Origin of the sequence: Salmonella bongori NCTC 12419 (assembly GCF_000252995.1) — a bacterium.
GTDB lineage: Bacteria > Pseudomonadota > Gammaproteobacteria > Enterobacterales > Enterobacteriaceae > Salmonella > Salmonella bongori.
Window position 1 is genome coordinate 1,478,313 of record NC_015761.1, and the last position, 20,492, is coordinate 1,498,804.

At 47.4% G+C, this 20,492-nt stretch carries 19 protein-coding genes and 1 pseudogene; 7 read left to right on the forward strand and 13 right to left on the reverse strand.

Annotated elements, in window-relative coordinates:
• Positions 1 to 70: 70 nt before the first annotated feature.
• The 4 genes from glsB to SBG_RS07015 all read left to right on the forward strand — a co-directional run bounded on the left by glsB (position 71) and on the right by SBG_RS07015 (position 4,305).
• Positions 71 to 997, forward strand: coding sequence for a glutaminase B (gene glsB, locus SBG_RS07000; protein WP_000124647.1), 927 nt, complete (start codon positions 71 to 73; stop codon positions 995 to 997).
• The gene (locus tag SBG_RS07005) at positions 997 to 1,356 is read left to right on the forward strand and encodes a DUF4186 domain-containing protein (protein ID WP_000992452.1); all 360 of its coding nucleotides are present in this window, start codon (positions 997 to 999) and stop codon (positions 1,354 to 1,356) included. Before glsB ends, SBG_RS07005 begins: the two co-directional genes overlap by 1 nt.
• 340 nt (positions 1,357 to 1,696) lie before the next feature.
• Entirely contained in the window at positions 1,697 to 3,148 is a 1,452-nt protein-coding gene (locus SBG_RS07010; protein WP_015702864.1) for a tagaturonate reductase, read from the forward strand.
• 242 nt (positions 3,149 to 3,390) lie between these two features.
• A complete protein-coding gene (locus SBG_RS07015; RefSeq protein WP_024135008.1) occupies positions 3,391 to 4,305 on the forward strand; it encodes a bestrophin family protein in 915 nt (304 codons plus the stop codon).
• 54 nt (positions 4,306 to 4,359) lie between these two features.
• Here SBG_RS07015 and SBG_RS07020 read toward each other — a convergent pair whose 3' ends face one another.
• Complete coding sequence (locus SBG_RS07020) at positions 4,360 to 4,890, reverse strand: YybH family protein (RefSeq protein ID WP_001173101.1); 531 nt, start codon at positions 4,888 to 4,890, stop codon at positions 4,360 to 4,362.
• 729 nt (positions 4,891 to 5,619) lie between these two features.
• Here SBG_RS07020 and ompC point away from each other — a divergent pair.
• Complete coding sequence (gene ompC, locus SBG_RS07025) at positions 5,620 to 6,738, forward strand: porin OmpC (protein WP_000758344.1); 1,119 nt, start codon at positions 5,620 to 5,622, stop codon at positions 6,736 to 6,738.
• A gap of 129 nt (positions 6,739 to 6,867) precedes the next feature.
• Here ompC and hypA read toward each other — a convergent pair whose 3' ends face one another.
• From hypA to SBG_RS07070, 9 genes are read right to left on the reverse strand one after another with little or no spacing between them, the layout of a single operon-like run.
• Positions 6,868 to 7,209, reverse strand: a complete 342-nt coding sequence (gene hypA, locus SBG_RS07030; protein ID WP_015702866.1) for a hydrogenase maturation nickel metallochaperone HypA — start codon at positions 7,207 to 7,209, stop codon at positions 6,868 to 6,870.
• A gap of 11 nt (positions 7,210 to 7,220) precedes the next feature.
• Positions 7,221 to 8,108 (reverse strand): hypothetical protein, encoded by an 888-nt coding sequence (locus tag SBG_RS07035; protein WP_001189386.1) that lies wholly within the window; start codon positions 8,106 to 8,108, stop codon positions 7,221 to 7,223.
• Positions 8,096 to 9,157, reverse strand: a complete 1,062-nt coding sequence (locus SBG_RS07040) for a hydrogenase expression/formation C-terminal domain-containing protein (RefSeq protein WP_001016761.1) — start codon at positions 9,155 to 9,157, stop codon at positions 8,096 to 8,098. The genes SBG_RS07035 and SBG_RS07040 overlap by 13 nt, the downstream gene beginning before the upstream one ends.
• A 17-nt stretch (positions 9,158 to 9,174) precedes the next feature.
• Entirely contained in the window at positions 9,175 to 9,585 is a 411-nt protein-coding gene (locus SBG_RS07045) for a thioredoxin domain-containing protein (RefSeq protein ID WP_000154134.1), read from the reverse strand.
• Positions 9,582 to 9,881 (reverse strand): HypC/HybG/HupF family hydrogenase formation chaperone, encoded by a 300-nt coding sequence (hypC, locus tag SBG_RS07050; protein ID WP_000334916.1) that lies wholly within the window; start codon positions 9,879 to 9,881, stop codon positions 9,582 to 9,584. Before hypC ends, SBG_RS07045 begins: the two co-directional genes overlap by 4 nt.
• Positions 9,881 to 10,489, reverse strand: coding sequence for a HyaD/HybD family hydrogenase maturation endopeptidase (locus tag SBG_RS07055; protein WP_000818129.1), 609 nt, complete (start codon positions 10,487 to 10,489; stop codon positions 9,881 to 9,883). Before SBG_RS07055 ends, hypC begins: the two co-directional genes overlap by 1 nt.
• Before the next feature lie 5 nt (positions 10,490 to 10,494).
• Positions 10,495 to 11,238, reverse strand: a complete 744-nt coding sequence (cybH, locus tag SBG_RS07060; RefSeq protein ID WP_024135009.1) for a Ni/Fe-hydrogenase, b-type cytochrome subunit — start codon at positions 11,236 to 11,238, stop codon at positions 10,495 to 10,497.
• Entirely contained in the window at positions 11,189 to 12,991 is a 1,803-nt protein-coding gene (locus tag SBG_RS07065; protein WP_000222078.1) for a nickel-dependent hydrogenase large subunit, read from the reverse strand. The genes cybH and SBG_RS07065 overlap by 50 nt, the downstream gene beginning before the upstream one ends.
• A gap of 2 nt (positions 12,992 to 12,993) precedes the next feature.
• Positions 12,994 to 14,097, reverse strand: a complete 1,104-nt coding sequence (locus tag SBG_RS07070; RefSeq protein ID WP_001194444.1) for a hydrogenase small subunit — start codon at positions 14,095 to 14,097, stop codon at positions 12,994 to 12,996.
• Between the two features lie 431 nt (positions 14,098 to 14,528).
• Here SBG_RS07070 and SBG_RS07075 point away from each other — a divergent pair, with 431 nt between their 5' ends.
• Together SBG_RS07075 and SBG_RS07080 are read left to right on the forward strand one after the other, a co-directional pair.
• Positions 14,529 to 15,617 (forward strand): choloylglycine hydrolase family protein, encoded by a 1,089-nt coding sequence (locus tag SBG_RS07075; RefSeq protein ID WP_000749546.1) that lies wholly within the window; start codon positions 14,529 to 14,531, stop codon positions 15,615 to 15,617.
• Between the two features lie 130 nt (positions 15,618 to 15,747).
• Positions 15,748 to 16,466, forward strand: a pseudogene (locus tag SBG_RS07080) (FadR/GntR family transcriptional regulator).
• 47 nt (positions 16,467 to 16,513) lie between these two features.
• Here SBG_RS07080 and SBG_RS07085 read toward each other — a convergent pair.
• The 3 genes from SBG_RS07085 to SBG_RS07095 all read right to left on the reverse strand — a co-directional run bounded on the left by SBG_RS07085 (position 16,514) and on the right by SBG_RS07095 (position 20,465).
• Entirely contained in the window at positions 16,514 to 17,539 is a 1,026-nt protein-coding gene (locus SBG_RS07085; protein ID WP_000864949.1) for an alcohol dehydrogenase catalytic domain-containing protein, read from the reverse strand.
• The gene (locus SBG_RS07090; protein ID WP_000824231.1) at positions 17,514 to 18,800 is read right to left on the reverse strand and encodes an MFS transporter; all 1,287 of its coding nucleotides are present in this window, start codon (positions 18,798 to 18,800) and stop codon (positions 17,514 to 17,516) included. The genes SBG_RS07085 and SBG_RS07090 overlap by 26 nt, the downstream gene beginning before the upstream one ends.
• Positions 18,801 to 18,974: 174 nt before the next feature.
• A complete protein-coding gene (locus SBG_RS07095) occupies positions 18,975 to 20,465 on the reverse strand; it encodes a PhoPQ-activated pathogenicity-related family protein (RefSeq protein ID WP_015702868.1) in 1,491 nt (496 codons plus the stop codon).
• Positions 20,466 to 20,492 lie beyond the last annotated feature (27 nt).

The window sequence follows — 20,492 nt, forward strand, 5'->3', positions numbered from 1 at the left end:
CGCCTGACGCCGCGTATCGCCCTCTGTTATACTCGCAGGCCTTTTCAGACCTGCGAGCAAGGAGCATGTTGTGGCCAGGACCATGGACAATGCAATTTTAGAGACGATTTTACAGCGCGTTCGCCCCCTGATTGGTCAGGGGAAAGTTGCTGACTATATCCCGGCATTAGCGTCTGTCGAGGGGGCAAAGCTGGGAATAGCGATTTGTACTGTGGATGGGCAGCATTACCAGGCGGGCGATGCGCACGAGCGCTTTTCTATTCAGTCTATATCGAAAGTGCTGAGTCTGGTGGTGGCGATGCGTCATTATCAGGAAGAGGAGATCTGGCAGCGTGTCGGAAAAGATCCTTCCGGCTCGCCGTTCAATTCGCTGGTTCAGTTAGAGATGGAACAAGGCATTCCGCGTAATCCTTTTATTAATGCGGGTGCGCTGGTGGTATGCGACATGTTGCAAGGACGGCTTAGTGCGCCGCGTCAGCGGATGCTTGAGATTGTGCGTGCGTTATGCGGCGTATCAGATATCACATATGATTCTACGGTTGCTCGCTCTGAGTTTGAGCATTCCGCCCGTAATGCCGCTATTGCCTGGCTGATGAAGTCATTTGGTAACTTTCATCATGATGTGCCCACCGTTCTGCAAAATTACTTCCACTATTGCGCGTTAAAAATGAGTTGTATGGAGCTGGCGAGAACATTTGTCTTTCTGGCTAATCAGGGAAAGGCATTTCATCTCGACGAACCGGTAGTAACGCCCATGCAGGCCAGGCAAATTAACGCCCTGATGGCGACCAGTGGTATGTATCAGAACGCCGGGGAATTTGCCTGGCGTGTGGGGTTGCCAGCCAAGTCTGGGGTGGGAGGCGGTATTGTCGCCATTGTGCCGCATGAAATGGCGATTGCCGTCTGGAGTCCGGAGCTGGATCCTGCGGGAAACTCTCTGGCAGGTATTGCCGCGCTTGAACAATTAACACAAACGTTAGGACGTTCGGTATACTGATGAATGCGCTTGAACCGCTCTTTGCCCGCCTGGCGCGATCGACATTTCGTTCGCGTTTTCGTCTCGGGATAAAAGAAAGACAATATTGCTGGGATAAAGGCGCGGAGGTGATTGATAAACACGCCGCCGATTTTATCGCCCAACGACTGGCGCCCGCTCACCCCAGGAACGATGGTAAGCAAACGCCGATGCGGGGCCATCCGGTATTTATCGCGCAACATGCGACGGCGACCTGCTGTCGCGGCTGTCTGGCAAAGTGGCATCACATTCCTCAGGGAGAGCCGCTGAGCGAAGCGCAGCAACAGTATATTGTCAGCGTTATCCATTACTGGCTGGTCATACAAATGAATCAGCGGTAGAAAGTCGCATGATTGTTGACGCTTCCACTCATCAATCACGCTATGACCCTCTTATTTCACTTCTTTTCCCTCTTCTTTCGGTGGGCAATACGCGGCGGAAACCACAGCAGTAGTCGTACTATCGCCACCTTCCGGCCCGTCAGTGATCGAATAGCCGTTTTTTTCGCAAAGATGTTCTACCAATTTTGGTGCGCGTGGGTGCTATTGTCGTCTCTTATCATACTGTAAATCCGCAGTATCACTATAAAAGGTGATCAGGTCAGGTTTTTTTGGTATTAATTTTTGTTAACCTGTAGGACCAATAAAGCAGAATGTATGACTAATCATAAAGGAACCCATGGTGAAAACTTTAAATCGTCGCGATTTTCCCGGTGCGCGCTATCCTGAACGCATCATTCAGTTTGGCGAAGGAAATTTTCTACGCGCCTTTGTCGACTGGCAGATCGATCTCCTTAACGAACATACCGATCTTGATGCTGGCGTGGTCGTTGTACGTCCCATTCAGAGTGATTTTCCGCCTTCATTAAATACACAGGATGGTCTTTATACGACGATCATTCGTGGTCTTAATGAAAAAGGAGAAGCTGTCAGCGAGGCGCGATTGATTCGATCTGTAATGCGTGAAATCAACGTCTACGGTGAGTACGAGGCGTTCCTTAAACTGGCGCACAATCCGGATATACAATTTGTTTTTTCGAATACGACCGAAGCCGGTATTCGTTACCGGGCAGGTGATAAATTTGATGATGCGCCAGCGGCGAGTTACCCCGCTAAACTGACCCGACTGCTTTATGAGCGTTTCCACCATTTTAACGGGGCGGCAGATAAAGGCTGGGTCATTATTCCTTGTGAGTTGATTGACGACAACGGTGAGGCGCTGCGAGCGTTGATTGTGCGTTATGCCGAAGAATGGGCGTTACCGGCGGCATTTTTGCAGTGGCTGGATAAGGCTAACATCTTTTGTTCTACGCTGGTGGATCGCATCGTTACCGGATATCCGCATGATGAAGCTGCGCAACTGGAAACAGAACTGGGTTATCACGATGCGTTTCTGGATACGGCGGAACACTTTTACCTGTTTGTGATTCAGGGACCACAGTCTTTGGCTCAGGCGCTACGTCTTGATAAATACCCGCTGAATGTTCTGCTTGTTGACGATATTAAACCTTACAAAGCGCGCAAAGTGGCGATTCTTAACGGCGCGCATACGGCGTTGGTTCCGGTTGCTTATCTGGCTGGTCTTAATACGGTGGGTGATGCGATGAACGATGCCGGGATTTGCGCCTTTGTCGAAAAAGCGATTGATGAAGAGATCATCCCGGTTCTGGATTTACCTCGTGAAGCGCTGGAATCGTTCGCCAGTGCAGTAACTGGCCGTTTCCGCAATCCTTATATTAAGCATCAGCTCTTATCGATTGCCCTGAATGGCATGACGAAATTCCGTACCCGTATTTTGCCGCAATTACTGGAAGGGCAGCGGGCCAACGGGCAGTTACCGGCGCGCCTGACATTTGCGTTAGCGGCGCTGATTGCATTTTATCGCGGCGAACGCCATGGCGAACCTTATCCCATGCAGGATGATCCCTTCTGGATAGAACGTTACGCGCAGTTATGGCGTCAACACCGCGACCAGACTATGAGTACCGTGACATTAGTAAAATCTGTGCTGGCTGAAAAAGTGCATTGGGGTCAAGACTTGACGCGTATCTCTGGGCTGGTTGAGCAGGTAACCGCCCATCTGGATACTATTCTGGAAAAAGGTATGCGTGATGCGGTAAAACCGCTTTGTTAAACAGCATGACCCGGCCTGCGCCGGGTCGTTTGTCGGTAATTATCCTGTAGAAATCCTGACCTCGGGTGCTTTTATGCTGCTGTAAATCCCTTTTTAGTTACAACATACATTTTTATTTGTCTTATTCACAGGCATCAACAACGTGCCCTGATAACAGGCTAAACAGAAGGGGGCATCAGAAACTTGCAACCTTGATCTGGATCACGTTTAATGGCATGTCTTTTTACCTGCTGAAGCTGACCATGATCGTTAGACCGCAACAGCACTGGATTCGCCTGATTTTTGTCTGGCATGGATCAGTGTTATCCAAAATTTTTTCTCGCCTGCTCCTTAATTTTCTTCTGTCTATTGCCGTTATTATGCTGCTGCCCTGGTATACCAGGCTGGGGATTAAATTTACCCTTGCACCGTTCAGTATACTGGGCGTCGCTATCGCGATTTTTTTAGGTTTTCGCAATAATGCCTGCTATGCGCGTTATGTCGAAGCCCGGCATTTGTGGGGACAGTTAATGATTGCTTCTCGCTCAATACTGCGGGAGGTGAAAATCACTTTGCCTGATGAGCGCGGTACGGAAGATTTTGTTCGGTTACAAATCGCATTTGCCCACTGCTTGCGTATGACATTGCGCAAACAGCCTCAGACGCTGGTTCTGGGCAACTATCTCCAGCAGGATGCGTTACAGAAAGTGGTTGCTTCCCATTCCCCTGCGAACCGTATCTTATTGCTGATGGGGGAGTGGCTGGCGGTTCGTCGTCGCAGTGGAGAACTACCAGATATCTTATTTCATAGCCTCAATAACCGGCTAAATGAGATGTCGTCAGTTTTGGCCGGGTGTGAGCGTATTGCCAATACGCCAGTGCCTTTTGCTTATACGTTAATTTTGCATCGTACAGTTTATCTTTTCTGCATTATGTTGCCATTTGCGTTGGTGGTTGATCTGCATTATATGACGCCATTTATTTCGGTTCTTATCTCTTACACGTTTATCGCGCTGGATGCACTGGCAGAAGAACTGGAAGATCCGTTCGGGACTGAAAATAATGATCTACCGCTGGACGCGATATGCAATGCGATAGAAATCGATTTACTGCAAATGAATGATGAAATGGATATCCCTGCCAAACGGATGCCGGATAAGCGCTATCAACTGACCTGAATTGGCGTACCTGGCGCAGATCATTTATCTGCGCCATAAACTGTATTTTAAAGTTTAATAGCCTTCTCCTACGCCAGTTTTGGCCGGGCCAGAGTAGTGGATATGGACAATTCGCCACCCCTCGTTCGGTATCTTCGCCCACACCTGGCTTTCACGGCCTGTAGTATGTTGAGTTTGTCCATTATCACGGCGTACCGCAGTAAAATGCCAGTCAAATTCTGCCACCGCGGCATTGCCATACACATGAATCGTAGGTGGCGCATCCAGTTGCAACGTGCGCTTACTGAACGTTTTCCCCATAGTTGTGCCATAAAAATTTTCAGCGATCTGCGACCATCCCCGTTCGTGGCCGCGCGGATGAATAAAGCTGGTTTCTGGAGAAACATAAAAGATCTGTTTGCCTAATGTTGGATCTGCCTTATCTATAGAATAAAGATAACGATTAATACCTTCGGTAATGTGTTGTTTTACTACTGCTGTCGTCTCATTTTGCGTGGTAGTGGTTGGCGTTGCCGCCCATGCCGATGACGCCATGAGCGTTAACGTTATCGCCGTACATGGAAAAAATAATGACGTTTTTTGCATAATACTTATCTCATATTGCCTGTATTTGAGCAGTGTTACCGTCCTGCTTCATTCACACTTATACTGAAGGGGGAATACATTGTTCACGAACGATAAAAAGCATCCTTTTACAGCATTAACCCGAAAAGTTGATGGCGCAATCAAAAATATCGTATTTGTTTGTAACGGTATGGCGCAAAATATGAAAATTCAGTGCCGCCTTTTTCTTTCTGCTGTTGCTTTAATCAGGAGTTCATGCCGGCAGAAAATCGTTACTCCTTATAAGTAGTAATAAAAAATCATCTTTTACGTTGGGTGATAATTAGCCATTGGAAATATGCAAGGGAAGACCGGAAACTATTTGGATAGTTCGGCTTTTTCATAATGCTAATTTAAAAATAAATGTAAAAGTAACAAAATTTTTATAAAAAAAGAGAAACAGAGGCTTGTGTTTTACAGATAATGGCGTCGCCTTACTGAAGATGAGCAAGGTATTCAACGCCATTCTTGTCTCGCAATCCTAGTTGCCAAGCCGCATAGCTTTCCGCAACCTCATTGTTATTACAGCAAAAAGTTCTGTGCACGAGTATGTAGCGATGCTTAAGTTGCATTTCATTATCACTAATACATAGCAAGCTAATATTACACTTTGAAACTTAACGCAGGGTAATTGTTGATGATATTGTCCTGGGCAGTTCCGCAAGCAGGTTTGGCGGAAAGTCCAAAAATAAGACATACAAGGCATATAAAATGAAAAAAGTAGTGGTGTTATCTGCGGTAGCCGTAGCTGTTATGACGGCTGGAGCCGCCAACGCAGCTGAAATTTATAATAAGGATGGTAATAAGCTGGATTTATATGGCAAAGTCGACGGCCTGCATTATTTTTCCGGTAATCATAGTACGGACGGCGATCAGTCATATATCCGTATGGGCATTAAAGGCGAGACGCAAATTACCGATCAGCTCACTGGTTTTGGTCAGTGGGAGTATCAGGTCAACGCTAACCGTCCGGAAGACGGTGATTCCAGCGGTTCACCACAAAGCTGGACACGTCTTGGCTTTGCCGGTCTGACATTTGCCGATATGGGATCTATTGATTATGGCCGTAATTATGGCGTGTTATACGATATCGGTTCGTGGACTGACGTACTGCCTGAGTTTGGTAATGATTCATACGAAGCTTCTGATAACTTTATGACAGGACGCGCAAACGGAGTTCTGACTTATCGCAATAATGATTTCTTTGGTCTGGTTGATGGTCTAAATTTTGCGTTGCAGTATCAGGGTAAAAATGACGGTCTGTCGAAAGAGGGCGATCCTTTAAGTAATAATGCCAGAGAGAGTATCGCATACCAAAATGGCGATGGTTTTGGGGCATCTGCGACATATGATCTGGGTATGGGGGTTAGCCTGGGGGCGGCCTATACCAGCTCAAAACGCACGCTCGACCAGATCACGCAAGATAAATATGATAACGGCGACCGAGCTGAAGCCTGGACCGGCGGCGTGAAATACGATGCTAATAATATTTATCTGGCTGCAAACTATACCCGCACTTATGATATGACCTATATGGGCGATACACTGGGCGGCTTCGCACATAAAACTGATAACTGGGAAATGGTAGGACAATACCAATTTGATAATGGTTTACGCCCATCACTGGCGTTCCTGCAATCCAGAGCTAATGATGTTGATGGTCTGGGGTCGTTCGATCTTGTGAAATACATTGATGTTGGTTCATATTACTACTTCAATAAAAATATGTCCGCGTATGTTGACTATAAAATTAATCTGTTAAAAGATGGCAATCCATCGAATCCTAATACAGACAACACCGTGGCTCTCGGCTTAGTCTACGAGTTTTAATAAAACTTGTTGATTAAGACAGTTTAGGGATACCCTCCTTTTCCCAAAACTGTGTCACTGCTTAACCTTTATTATTGTTAATTTATTCTATTTTTATTTCAGGACGCTTCTGGCGTCCTTTTTTATTAATTATTCTACTTCGATTTCCCGAATACGCATCCTACTACTGTCATCTATCTGCACCTTTCCTGAATGGCAACACGGACAACTCAGTGTGGATGTGTCAGACGTGAAGGGTTGGTTACACGACAGACACCATCCTTGCGCCGGTGCGATAGTGATATGGAAACGCGCATTTTCAGCAATAGTATGGCGGGCGGCGACGTCCAGGCCAAAGCGCAGCGCTGGCACCTCAACACATGCCATGACACCAATTTCCAGCCAGACTTGCTTTACCTGGTTGAACTGATGATTGACAGCCTGTTCTTCCAGTAACTCGATAATATTTTGCGCCAGGGCTAGTTCATGCATAGATTAGGTCCTTATTCAACAATGTTTACAGCGACACAAGGATCAATAACCTGCAATTGTCGCGACCACTGTGAAACCGGAAGGACGGCCAGCTCGCGAGCAATGACCCCTTCAGGCTGGGCATGACGAGTGGTCGGGGAGATAATACGGTAATCAAGGATATGGCCGGACGTCGTCAGTCTGGCCTGATGCACTAACCATCCTCGCGCAGTTTCCACTACCGCTATTTTCCACTCGCCATCATCAAAACGATTCCAGCGCAAGGTGGGAAGGGCGCTCAAACTTCGGGCGAGCGTAATGCAGCGGGCCAGCAGACGTAGCGCGGTCGTTTTTCCGCTGAGACAGCACGTTGATAGTCGAGGATATTCGATGGCTAAAGGCGATACATCCACTGGGCCTGGGGTGAGTAATGTGTGGTCCGGGGACGACGCCATTGGTAGCATAGGTGTTATGGTGGTCTGTAATGCCGTCAGCCAGCGGGCGGCGTCAGTGCGTGCTCGCAAAAACCAGGCTTCCCAGCCTGGTACGCCAGCGGCAAGCCAGGCTTGAGGCTCATCGTTAAAAAAGAGCTTGTCCGCCAGCAGCGATAAGTCTCCGTGACGTAACAGTGTCCATTCTTCAGCCGTTGCCTGTCGGTGACTAAACTGGGGGAGCCAGTCGGTCAATGCGCGGCGGAGTGTTTCTCGCGCCAGTTCTTGTTGTGCGGCCTGCATATCTGGCGCTTCTTCAGGAAACAACAGTAAAGACGCCGCCGCACTGTGCGCCTGAGCGCACAGTGTAAATAAACGTGATATGAGCGTTTTGGCATGTAACGGCGCTGCGCCCTGTAACAAACGACCTATCGGTGGCTCCTGCCAGACAATCCGTAGCGGGTGGGGATAGAGAGTCAATCTTTGCACGTCTCATTATCCTCATCGATCACCATAAATCCGGATTTACTGGTTTCGCAAACCGGACAGCACCAGTAATCCGGTAACTGACTGAAGGGCACCCCGGGCGGAATTTGCCAGACGTCATCGCCCTGTGCCGGATCGTAAACCCACCAACATACTTTGCACTCCATACGCACCATTGGTTCATTTTCCGTAACCGGATACTCTTTTAACCATTGCAACGTATTTTTCAGGCCTGCACAGGCATCTTCAATATCGTCTATACCTGCAACGGCGATATCAGGGATATCTGCTATCTCAATCATATCTTGTAATAAGGTATTCATATCATTGAAATAATTGACCCGCCATACGCCTGGAAAATGAGAACTTACAATCCGGCACTTACCATACCCGCGAGAAAAAATAGCGCTGCAACCTTCGCCTAAAAAACGATTCAGATACTCGCGATCGGCATCATTAACAGGCAGTAGCGTTAAGTTAATGATGTGCGGTTCTTTTACTGATGCTTTCACGCGCTCAGCGATTTCATGCGCAATAAAGGCGCCATTCATCAATCCCGCCGGTTGCGGCGGCAGTTCGGGTGTCTTCGGCGGTTGCGGATACGTACGCCAGATGCTCTCTGGGATCGGGCCAATGATAATTTCATCGGCAATCTGCTGCTGAGTGGCGCTATATTCGCGTATGCGCCAGACCCCCGTAAAAACCGTTTCCTGAATACGTTGTTCTTTTCCATCAGGTAGCAGCACCCGGGCGGATATTTCACCTTCACCAAGCAGTTGATCCAACAAACCGCTATTCTGCTGCTCAGAAGTATTCAATTGATAAGTCAGGGGAAATGAACATGCTTCTACCGGGCTATCCATGCCGCTAATAAGCGTGGTGAGGACCTGTCTGGCGACATTGAGTTCAGCCGGCAGGGCCTGATCCGGTAGTACAGGCGTTAACGGGAGATTGATGCCGGCGGGGATGGGAAGAAAATTAAAGTCTTCCTCTTCGGGCTGCGAGCCCGGTCCGGTAATATTAACGACTGGAATAGTTCTGGAATGATTCACGTGTGTTACCTTTCATTCTATTGCGTAATAACGGGAATATCCTGACGGTAGCCCGGCGTGGTCAGCAATGCAGCCACTCGCTCCGAGTACTCCTGCCAGCTATATAACCCTGCCAGACTGCCGACAAAACGGTGCTGGCGAAAGAAAAGCAGCGCCGGATATTTCAGAATGCGATACTCCCTGGCGATCAACTCACTCTGTTCGATATCCGCAAATGCCGCGGTATACGATGTCGTCGGAAATTGTTTGAGGATCTCCGGTATAATGACCCAACTGTCTGCAACCTCCGGGTGTTTGTTTGGGTCGCTTTGCAACAACACCACCAGAGTAGGATGCGCGTTAATGAGCGATGGGAGCGTTTGCGCATCGGTAATCAGAAAGCCTTTGTCCGCCAGCGGACAGACAGGATTTTTAGATAGGATAGTCATTTCTTCAAATGCTCCGGTAATTCGGGAGTACGAGATAATAAATCGGCAAAACCGGCCAGGGGATCGCTTTGGGTGAACATCGCCTGTTCCAGTGAATCCAGTGCTGCCAGCACCTCAACAGCTTCCGCTTCATCCATTTCCCGTCGCGCCGCGCCGCCAAATGTCAACAGCCATGCGCCCTTTACTGGAGGAGCAACAAGCCGGATATCAACGTCAATAAGTTCTCCATGTCGATCGCGGCATTTGGCGAACCATTGACCTGGGGAAACAACCTGAACAGGAACGCCAATACACATTATGATTTCTCTCTCTGTAGCACCCGAATGTCGCCGACCCGGCAAGCGCTTTGCGCATCTGGCCGTTCATCTTCATAACGTTCCATACACAAACTGTCATGATTGAGTCTTTCACCAGGCAAGGCCGTGAAAGAGGAGGTGATGCCCCATTGGGTCAACACTTCCTGTGCGAGTTGGACTGCGGGCATTAATTGCGCTTTTACCTGCGGCGTAAGGCTTCCGCCATAATCATCCAGACATTCTGGCTGTACGCCGATCAGTACGATCTCCGCTAATTGGCAGCCGGTTAATTGCAGCAACGCCAGCACTTCAGAAAAACCGGTCTGGTGCAAACTGAGCTTTTTCGCCGTCAGATAGGCGGGAACCTGCTCATCACGAAAAATCGCCAGCGAGCCTGGCGCCATACCAAAATCGATAGCATCCATGATTAACAGTTTTTCGGTCTGTTGTAGCCAGGGAAGCAGTGCCAGCCCCTGCGTACCGCCATCAATAACGGCAACTTTCTCGTTATCGGCATACTGTTCAAACAGCTTTTCCGCCGCTCTGACGCCGAACCCTTCATCTGCCCAAAGCAGGTTGCCAAGCCCTAATATTGTGATTTCTGCCATTGTTATCACCTGAACCAGCGCCAGCCGCTTATCATGACGGAAATCACGCTTTGTCGGCTCATAATGTCTTCGCGGATAGCGGTATAGACATGCGCAATGACAAAAGCGATGATGAACCACATGCCCAGCCGGTGCCAGAAATGCAGCGCGAGGCTATCGTTGCCAGTCAGGCGAATCATCCAGCCAAACCATTGATATGCCCAACTGTCTGTTCCAAGCCCTTCGCCATAGAGGGCAAAGCCGCTACACACCATCAGTACGGACATCCAGAAATAGAACATTACCGCCAGGCCCGCTACCGGATTATGTCCATAGTAACGATGGGCCTCTTTTTCGAGGAAAAAATACCAGCGGATTTCGCTGATAACGCCTTTGCGCCAGGTGCGGCGCCAGAACGGAACCAGAAACATCTCCCTGGCGTACTCATTGCCGACACATGCCCAGTAGATACGAAACAGTAGAGCGACAGTAAAAATATACGCCGTGGTAAAATGGATCAGTCGTATCCAGCCCATCCAAAACATAAAGGTCGCTTCACCTTGAATCGATGGCAGGGGGTGGCCAATGAAATATCCTGTAACAGCCAGGATGACAATGGATAACGCCGTGATCCAGTGCCATAAACGTACCGGTGCTTCATAGATATAGTACCCCTGGCTGGTTATTTCTTTGCGATGCATTGAAACCTCCGAATCGTCATTACCGTACCTGCACCCTGACCAGCTCTCCGCCATGATTATCAATAACATGGGTGGAACAGGCCAGGCAGGGATCGAAGCTGTGCAATGTACGTAAAATCTCCAGTGGCTGATCGGGAACGGCAAGTTTCGTGCCCATTAACGCCGCTTCGTACGCGCCAATTTGACCTTTATCGTCACGTGGTCCGGCATTCCAGGTCGTTGGTACCACACACTGATAACTGTCGATTTTCTGATTTTCAATTTTTATCCAGTGCCCCAGTGCGCCGCGTGGCGCTTCGCTGAAGCCAACGCCTTTCGCTGATGTCGGCCAGGTATCAGGCTCCCAGAGCGTAACGTTTGCCGTCGCGGTATCACCGGCCTTGAGGTTGCGCATCAGGCGATCGAAGAAATATTGCAGCGTATTGCCAGCCCACACGGATTCCAGCGCACGTGCGGCAGTACGTCCTAATGTAGAAAAGAGAGCCTCTTTAGGCAGTTTTAATACACTAAGTAGTTGATCTACGGGCTCTTTGAATTCTGGTTTATTTTGATGATAACCAATCAAATAACGCGCCAGCGGTCCCACTTCCATCGCGTGACCTTTCCAGCGAGGCGATTTAATCCATGAATATTTAGCGGACTCATCCACCTGTTCGATAAAGGTTTTTGTGCCTTTATAGTGTTCGCCCATGACCAGTTGTGGCTCCGTCAGGCCATCCCACGGATGCAGCCCTTTATCGTTATTGCCGTTACCATAGGTATACCAGGAGTGGGTGACAAACTCCTGAATCTCATCAGGCGCGGTTAAATCAACAGGATGAATTTCGTCGAAACGACCATTAATAATAGCCCCACGCGGAAGCAGGAGGTTACTGGCGGAATAATCGTTAGGATTATCAGGAAACTCGCCATAAGCCAGCAGATTCATACTTGACAGGCCACCGCCGACTTTCGCCCAGTCTTTATAGTAACTGGCAATCAGCAAGACGTCCGGAAGATAGACCTGTTCGCAGAACTGGCGGGTTTTCTGGATGATGGAACTGACAAGATTCAGACGTTCCATATTCACTGCGCCGACCGCGCCCGTTTCATCAAGGTTGATGGCGCAAGGAACGCCGCCCACCAGCCAGTTAGGATGCGGGTTTTTACCCCCAAAAACGGTGTGGATTTTTACAATCTCTTTTTGGAAATCGAGCGCTTCAAGATAGTGGGCGACTGCCAGCAAATTGGCTTCTGGCGGCAGTTTCATCGCCGGATGTCCCCAGTAACCGTTACGGAAGGGACCAAGCTGGCCAGACTCAATGAACCGCTTCAGACGATTTTGTAAGTCACGGAAGTACCCGGGTGAAGAGAGCGGCCATGCGGAAAGACTTTGAGCAATGGCGGAGGTTTGATGCGGATCGGCCTTCAGAGCGGCAACCACATCGACCCAGTCCAGCGCGTGCAGATGATAAAAATGTACCAGGTGATCGTGAACATGCAGCGTAGCCTGCATCATATTGCGAATACAATTTGCGTTGTCCGGAATGGCGATTCCCAGCGCATTTTCTACCGCGCGGATCGAGGTCAGAGCATGTGTACCGGTGCAAACACCACAGATGCGTTCAACGAATGCCCAGGCGTCGCGAGGATCGCGGCCTTTCAGGATAACTTCAAGGCCACGCCACATCGTGCCGGTTGAAACGGCGTTCGTAATAACATTATTACTGTCGATATTTACTTCGCAGCGCATATGTCCTTCGATGCGAGTGACCGGATCGACCACAATTCGCCGTCCACTATTATCCAGCGTAAAACCCTGAGTCTGATAAGGATATGTCATAATTATTTTTTCTCTTCCGGAACGGTTTCTGACGACGTGTTGTTTTTATTACGGGCGTGTTTTATGGCGCTCACCGTGGCGTGAGCAATGGCGGCCGCGCCCGCGACGCCCGCGACGCCCAGACCAATTTGATCGGCGGTAGCCTCAATACCGGTTTGTGGGATGCCCGTTGCCCGGTCATAAAAAGAGCCGTAATCCCAGAATCCGTCTTCCGAACATCCCAGGCATCCATGACCCGACTGAATAGGGAAAGAAACGCCATCATTCCAGCGAACGGTTGAACAGGCGTTATAAGTCGTTGGACCTTTACAGCCCATCTTGTACAGGCAATAGCCCTTTCTGGCGCCTTCGTCATCCCATGCTTCCACAAACTGACCGGCATCAAAATGCGCGCGTCGGTAGCATTTGTCATGAATTCGCTGGCCATAAAACATTTTGGGACGCCCAAGCCGATCAAGGGGAGGGATACGATCGAATGCCAACATATAGGTAATCACAGCAGACATTACTTCTGGTATAGGCGGGCAGCCAGGCACTTTAATAATGGGTTTGTCAGTAATTAACTTATGAACCGGCGTTGCTTTGGTTGGATTAGGACGGGCTGCCTGTACGCATCCCCACGATGCGCAAGAACCCCACGCGATAATGGCTTTAGCATCCGCACTCACGCGTTTTAATTTTTCCAGGAACGGTTCGCCAGCCAGGATACAGAACATACCGTCTTCGTTAAGCGGTGCGTTACCTTCAACGGCAACAATATAATTTCCTTTATATTCACGCATGACATCTGCCAGCGCTTGCTCAGCTTGTTGACCCGCCGCGGCCATAATGGTGTCGTCATAATCAAGGGAAATAAGCGACAAAATGGCATCTTTCGCCAGCGGATGCGCAGAGCGAATGAAAGACTCGGTACAACAGGTACACTCAAGTCCATGCAGCCATATCACTGGCGTGCGGGGTTTATTTTCAAGGGCGTAGGCTATCTGAGGAATCATTGAACTGCTCAGGCCTAAAGACGTCGCGGTAAGACTGCAAAACTTGAGAAAACTACGCCTTGTCACGCCGTGCCTACGCATGACTTGATAGAATGTATCTTGTGTTTGCATAACATTGTTCCCAAACTACTATAGTTAGTGTGGGCATCATATGTTGCATTTCTTGTCTTTCTCAACTTGATTTAGTAGCAATTATGTTTCTAATTGGTAACAACTGATTACGTATGTGCTACTCCACATCGCCGAAACATAAATTATATTAATGTTATTAACAATGCGCGACAAATAGGATGTTGGCGTGATATACCTAAATGACAATAAAAATGATACCTCTTTTTATTTATAACGTGCTGGAATTATTTAAATATCGTCACGCAGATAATGTTTCTTCGACCCAGCATAGTAAGTTTAATTATTCTTAATTCGCCCGGTAATTCTATTATCTTGTAAAATAAACTCACAATAAGTTACGTGCCGCAGAGTTATTAATCTGTTTAATTTAATATATTCACCTGGGTTATTTTATAAAAAAGGAGAGCACGATGAAAAAGAGTCAGGCAATGCTATTGATTGCTCCGGCGCTGTTGTCATACGCAATGGCCTCGCAAGCCTGTACAACCCTTGCTATTCAGGATAAACAAGGCGATGTTTTTCATGGCCGCACGCTGGAATATATGCAGGATCTACCCTCATGGTTAACGTATTACCCGGCAGGAACACAGTTTGATAAAAAAGCGCCGAATGGCAGCGCAGGCGTGAGCTACCGGGCGAAGTACCCGATACTGGCTATTACGTCAACCATCACCGATGGGGATAGCCGGGATGTACTGGAAGGAATGAACAGCGCGGGATTATCATTCAGTGAAAATATGATCATGAATGCACAATTGCCGACATTACGCTCAGACGAGTATAAACAGGCGATTCCCGTCACCTCGTTAGGCGAATGGGCGTTGGCCCGTTTTGCTACCGTCGGTGAAGTCAAACAGGCCATACAGGAGGGCAAATTCTGGTCGCCGGAACTGCATCGATTCGGCGATCTGAAATCGCCGTTTCATTATGCGTTTTATGACAAGAAGGGAGGGAGCATCGTTGTTGAAGTAGAGAATGGAAAATTTCATGTTTATGACAATCCTACTCGCGTAATGACCAATGGCCCTTCATTTCCCTGGCATCTTACAAACCTGAATAATTATACGCAATTAACTAATGTGGACCGCTCTTCAGGTACACTAGGTGGGATAAAAGTGATGCAGCCTGACAGCGGAATCGCTATTGCAGATTTGCCGTCGTCCGATACTTCAGTTTCCCGTTTTATACGTGGCGTTTATTACACCACGTATGCGCCGCAGGCGACGTCTGCCCATGAAGCAATGAATACTCTTGCGCATATTATGAGCCGGTTCGATCGGCCAAAAAATATTACGATTGATTATATGGGGAGTGAAGGGGAAGGTAACGCCTCCCGTAAACCGGTTTCAGAATATACGGTCTGGACGACACTATCCGACTTAACGCACGGTGATATGATGGTACGTGGTTACAATGATATCAACTATAAAACCTGGTCGCTTTCTCAGTTTAAGAACGCGACAGCGCCCGTGTTCGAGAAAATAAATGTTAAAGAATAAGTAGTTTGTCTTTGGTAAGATTCATCGGTAGTCGTGGCGAGACTACCGATCGTTGCCTCTTTCACCTCATTTCCTGGCTTCTCTTAAGTATGACGCAATTAATTATCACGATACCCGGCGCCGGGATGGTATGCTAAAACCATTCACATTCCCTGAATATGGATTGGAGGGCGCATGGTTATACCTGAGGTCAGACAGGAGAGGCTCTATCAGAAGATAGCCAACCTCATCATTAAGCTGATCAATGATAATATTTTTCCACCAGGAGGTTTTTTACCGCCAGAACGTGAACTGGCAAAACAGCTTGGCGTTAGCCGCGCCTCCTTACGGGAAGCCCTTATTGTACTGGAGATCTCCGGATGGATCGTTATCCAATCTGGTAATGGCGTTATCGTTTCTGATAAAAAACATGCTTCCGGCGACTATACTGTCGAAGAAATTCTTTCTACTCGCGAGCTGGTTGATAGTCATTGCGCGCGTTTAGCGGCACAAAATGAGGATGATGATGGCGTCATCAGCCACATAGAGACTATTTACCATAGTATGGAACAAGCCATTAACGATAATAATGTCCACGGCTTTTACTCGCTGGATAAGGAGTTCCATCTGGCGATCGCGAAAGCCAGCCGTAACCGGGTCTTGTTCGACATGTCTCGCATGTTATGGGAGCAGCGGATCAATATCCCTTATGCCGGGCTGGATGAGCGGTCTGGAGACCGGAATGTTTTACTTAATCTCAATAAGCAGCATAAAGCGATAGTGGATGCGGTGCGCCAGTCTGATACCGACAGCGCCTATCAGGAATCTTTGCAACATTTGAGCTATGTGAGAAAGATTGTTGGCGGCTAACATAACCCGCATGGCGGTGATGCCATGCGGTAAAGGTGGCTAAAATATCACTGGAAAACAGCATTGATTTTTAAGTAGCGTTCCGGATAACGATCAAGCTCTCTCACCGCATCAGGGATCTCATCCAGATTGACAACCTTACTGACAACGTCTTGTGGGTTAATTTCCAGCGTGGACAGCATTCGTAATGCCTCGTCAAATTCACCGGCACTGGTACGGGACCCGCGTAAATCCAGTTCTTTATAAGTGATCAGATTTGTCGGCAGCAATGTTTCCTGTTTTGGCCATCCTGTAAAAGAAATACGGCCAGCAAACGATGCTAAATCAAGCGTATTTCGAATAGCGCTATTGGCACCGGAGGCTTCTATAACAACCTGCGCCATGGTGCCATGGGTAATGTCTTTAATGGCGTCGATAACCTGACCGTCGGTAGCATTTAGCACATAGGGAACGCCGAGTTTGTGAGCATAGCGTAGCCGTTCTTCCACAATATCAATCAGAACAGGCGTTGCCTTGTAATGACGCGCGCTTAATGCCGCCATAAGACCAATTGCGCCGGCGCCGATGATAGCAACATGTTCCCCGGCCTTAACATTTGCCCGATGCAACGCGTGCAACGCAATTGTGAGCGGTTCTGCCAGCGGTGCCATTTCAGAAGGTACGTTGTCAGGAATTTTATGAATTAAATGTGCGGGATGAGCAACGACTTCCCGCATTGCGCCATCAACATGTACACCAATGACTTTTAAATTTTCACAACAGTTCGTTCTGCCAACAGAGCAAGGGTAGCAGTGACCACAATAAATATAAGGGTCAACAATCACGCGGTCGCCTTCCTGAATATTGTCCGGCATTCCTGCGCCTTTCTGAAGAACAATTCCGGTCACTTCATGGCCGATAATGCGTGGGTAAGTGACAAGGGGATTCGTTCCACGAAAAGCCCCGATATCCGATCCGCAAATTCCTGCGGCATCAACTTTAATTAAAACTTCATTCTCTTTCTTACGCGGATACTCTACCCAACGGGTTTCAACTTCACCAGGTTTATTAATGTACACAGCTTTGACTTTCATTGGCTTTGAATCCTTTACTTTTTACAAACACGAAGACCAACAGGCTGGAGACGATAGCAATAGCGCCCGCCAGGTAAAAGGCATAGTCATATTTGCCACTAAACTGAACGATAAACCCGGTGACAAGCGGTCCGATAATGCCGGATATATTAGCCAGACCATGCATAGCTCCGCCGACGCTACCCACTTTATCTTTATGAACGACATCCTGAATGACTGCCCAATAAATTGGGCCCGTTAAATAGAGCAGGAAAAGTGAAACTGACATAAGTGTAATTGCGCTGCCGATGGTGCTAACGGTACCGGAAACCGCAACACATATCGCCGCACCTGCCAGACATACGCCGAGAATGAGCCGACGCGAGAGCAGAGCATTACCAGTAATTCGATAAATAACATCAGAACAGACACCACCCAGCACCATCCCAATCGCGCCAATGATCCAGGGAATGACCGTGGCGATACTAATTTCTTTAATATCCAGATGTAACGAGTGATTCAGGTAACTCGGGAACCAGGTCAGGAAAAAGAAAAGAATATAGTTGTAGCTGAAAAAAGCCAGTGTTGTCGCCCATACCATAGGCTGTTTCATATAATAGCCGAGAGAAGGCGCTGCCCGACCATCATTTGATAATATAACATCCTCATGATTTTCAAAATCAACGCGTTCTTCTGACGCCAAGCGCTTACTCATTGTTGGCTTATCGCTGACAATAAAGTACCAAAGTAGTACCCATACCAGGCCAAATAAGAAAATAATGCCAAATGCGGGACGCCAGCCGAAGGATAACGCCAGCAGACCGACTACCGGCCCTGACACTGCGCCGCCGAGTGGAGAGCCAGCGCTAAAAATCCCGATCGCCGTAGCTGACTCTTTTCGGGAAATCCAGTTATTGATAATTTTATTCCCTGCGGCGCTAACTGGCCCTTCGGCCATGCCGAAAAGAACGCGTACAATAAGCATTGTCCACAAGCCAGTGACCAGGCCTGTTAACCCACAAAAAACAGACCATAGTAACGCTGCAATAAGAAATACCATTTTTGGCCCAACTTTATCGCTGGCCCAGCCACCAATAAAATTAAACAGGGCGTATCCGATAAAGAATGCGCTGAAGATCATCCCCATCTCTGCGGCGTTAAATCCTAACTCCTTTTCAATCAGTGGGGCGGTTATCGACAATGCTGAACGATCCATATAGTTAAGCATGTAAACTATAAATAGAAGAAAAACGATAAGCCATCCCATTGTTTTTCTTTTCATGACATATCCTCTTATTGTGGTCTAGCGGCCTGACCACAATATTTTAAGGCTATTTTTAAATCACCTCTATTTTGATCAGAACGTGATCAATGTAACGAAAATTTATCACGAAAAACGGTCGGCGATTACAGATGTGATGATTTAATTTATTAAAAATCAACAAAGTAATGGGAATTATTGCCTGTGATACACTTTTTCTTCCAGGCCGCGTCCAGGCAGAGTCTGACACTCGGTGTTAACCGGAGGCGGCGCAGTCTGTACGTATTTATCGTCCGGCGTAATATAAACTTGGGTTGTTGCGACATAACCATCATCAAAGGTTGCTTCGATATAGGTCGCTTCCCAACCCGTATCAGGTTTATTCAGTGTAATGCTTAGTTTATTATCGTTGGGTATATCTATCGTCAGCGGTTGATAGCGGATACCACAGGCATAACGGAAATCACGCGCATTAGGATTGCTGGCTGTCCAACGAATAACTTGTACAGGCTCTTCTGAAAAGTAGACAGTGAGGAGATTATAGTGAATAAGGCTGAACAATTCTGGTAATGTTTTTCTACTTTGAAACCGATTAATGAAGGGGACAAGAGTTTCTTCAGTAATCTCATTAATTAAATAGTGACTCATGTTAGGTACTATGCGTAATGATTTTATTCCAGGAAGTTTACTATAATAAAACCGAGTGTTATCTGGTACATAAAAATCATCACCACTGGCATTAATGATATATTTCGGTATTGCAAGGCGGGACTGATAAACTGTGTTAAGGTATCTTAAGGGATCTATTATTTGTATTAACTGGCGAAATGAGGAGGATTTTATTTTCTTATCTATGCCTTGTTGATAATAGGGATAGAATGTAATTGGCCAGTTACCTCCGTATGATTGATAAATATGTTCAAGCGAGGCATCAATATTAAGTAGATCAATAGCGAAGGGAACAATTGCTTCAACATCAGGATCGGCAATCGCTGACAACCAGGCAGTCCATCCACGTTTTGAGATGCCTGTAACGATAAAGGAATGTATCTTCCATTGTGTTAACTCCTTTTTTGCTAATCTTATCGATTGAGATAGGGCGGCGACCATAGGAATATTTAAAGGCACTAGCTGGCGTTGCTGTGGGGATTCCAGAAATAATGCCCAGCTCCGGGAGACACTCTCATCCTCCTTCAAGGATTTGTTATCATCCGCAAAAGTTAAATATTGATTGGGAATATTACTCACTGATATTACGATAGTATTCGTATCGCGGGCAATGCTTGCCAGAGTGTCTTGAGTAAAATCTATAGTGTTATTATGAAGTTGTATGTGTTTATGGTCATTAATTCCATTGTTTACAACCAATAAAGCATAGCGCTGCCTGGCCATCTCGGGGATGTAAATATCAACATTATGCCGCCATTGTGCAGGCGTTACTATATTATCTGGTGACCAGCGCTGTGATAGTAACTCATAATGTTTGAGTTCTACCTGTGCTAATTTTTCTGTATATATCATTGTATATTTTAGTGGTGTACCTGAGAGTTGCTCCCGGTAATCAGGTACCACATGAGACAAATCACATTCCGGGCTATTTTGGCAAAATAACATGGTATTATGAAGTCGTGGAAAAACAGTCATAGAAGTAATCAGTACTGATATAAAGAGATAGCTTTTTTTCATGATTTTCCCGCCCTCTGCAGGGGTAAA

Coding starts and splice junctions, on each gene's coding strand:
- SBG_RS07005 (WP_000992452.1), top strand. CDS start 997: ATGAATGCGCTTGAACCGCTCTTTGCCCGCCTGGCGCGATCGACATTT.
- SBG_RS07015 (WP_024135008.1), top strand. CDS start 3,391: ATGATCGTTAGACCGCAACAGCACTGGATTCGCCTGATTTTTGTCTGG.
- SBG_RS07020 (WP_001173101.1), bottom strand. CDS start 4,890: ATGCAAAAAACGTCATTATTTTTTCCATGTACGGCGATAACGTTAACG.
- ompC (WP_000758344.1), top strand. CDS start 5,620: ATGAAAAAAGTAGTGGTGTTATCTGCGGTAGCCGTAGCTGTTATGACG.
- hypA (WP_015702866.1), bottom strand. CDS start 7,209: ATGCATGAACTAGCCCTGGCGCAAAATATTATCGAGTTACTGGAAGAA.
- SBG_RS07045 (WP_000154134.1), bottom strand. CDS start 9,585: ATGACTATCCTATCTAAAAATCCTGTCTGTCCGCTGGCGGACAAAGGC.
- hypC (WP_000334916.1), bottom strand. CDS start 9,881: ATGTGTATTGGCGTTCCTGTTCAGGTTGTTTCCCCAGGTCAATGGTTC.
- SBG_RS07055 (WP_000818129.1), bottom strand. CDS start 10,489: ATGGCAGAAATCACAATATTAGGGCTTGGCAACCTGCTTTGGGCAGAT.
- cybH (WP_024135009.1), bottom strand. CDS start 11,238: ATGTTATTGATAATCATGGCGGAGAGCTGGTCAGGGTGCAGGTACGGT.
- SBG_RS07065 (WP_000222078.1), bottom strand. CDS start 12,991: ATGACATATCCTTATCAGACTCAGGGTTTTACGCTGGATAATAGTGGA.
- SBG_RS07070 (WP_001194444.1), bottom strand. CDS start 14,097: ATGCAAACACAAGATACATTCTATCAAGTCATGCGTAGGCACGGCGTG.
- SBG_RS07075 (WP_000749546.1), top strand. CDS start 14,529: ATGAAAAAGAGTCAGGCAATGCTATTGATTGCTCCGGCGCTGTTGTCA.
- SBG_RS07085 (WP_000864949.1), bottom strand. CDS start 17,539: ATGAAAGTCAAAGCTGTGTACATTAATAAACCTGGTGAAGTTGAAACC.
- SBG_RS07090 (WP_000824231.1), bottom strand. CDS start 18,800: ATGAAAAGAAAAACAATGGGATGGCTTATCGTTTTTCTTCTATTTATA.
- SBG_RS07095 (WP_015702868.1), bottom strand. CDS start 20,465: ATGAAAAAAAGCTATCTCTTTATATCAGTACTGATTACTTCTATGACT.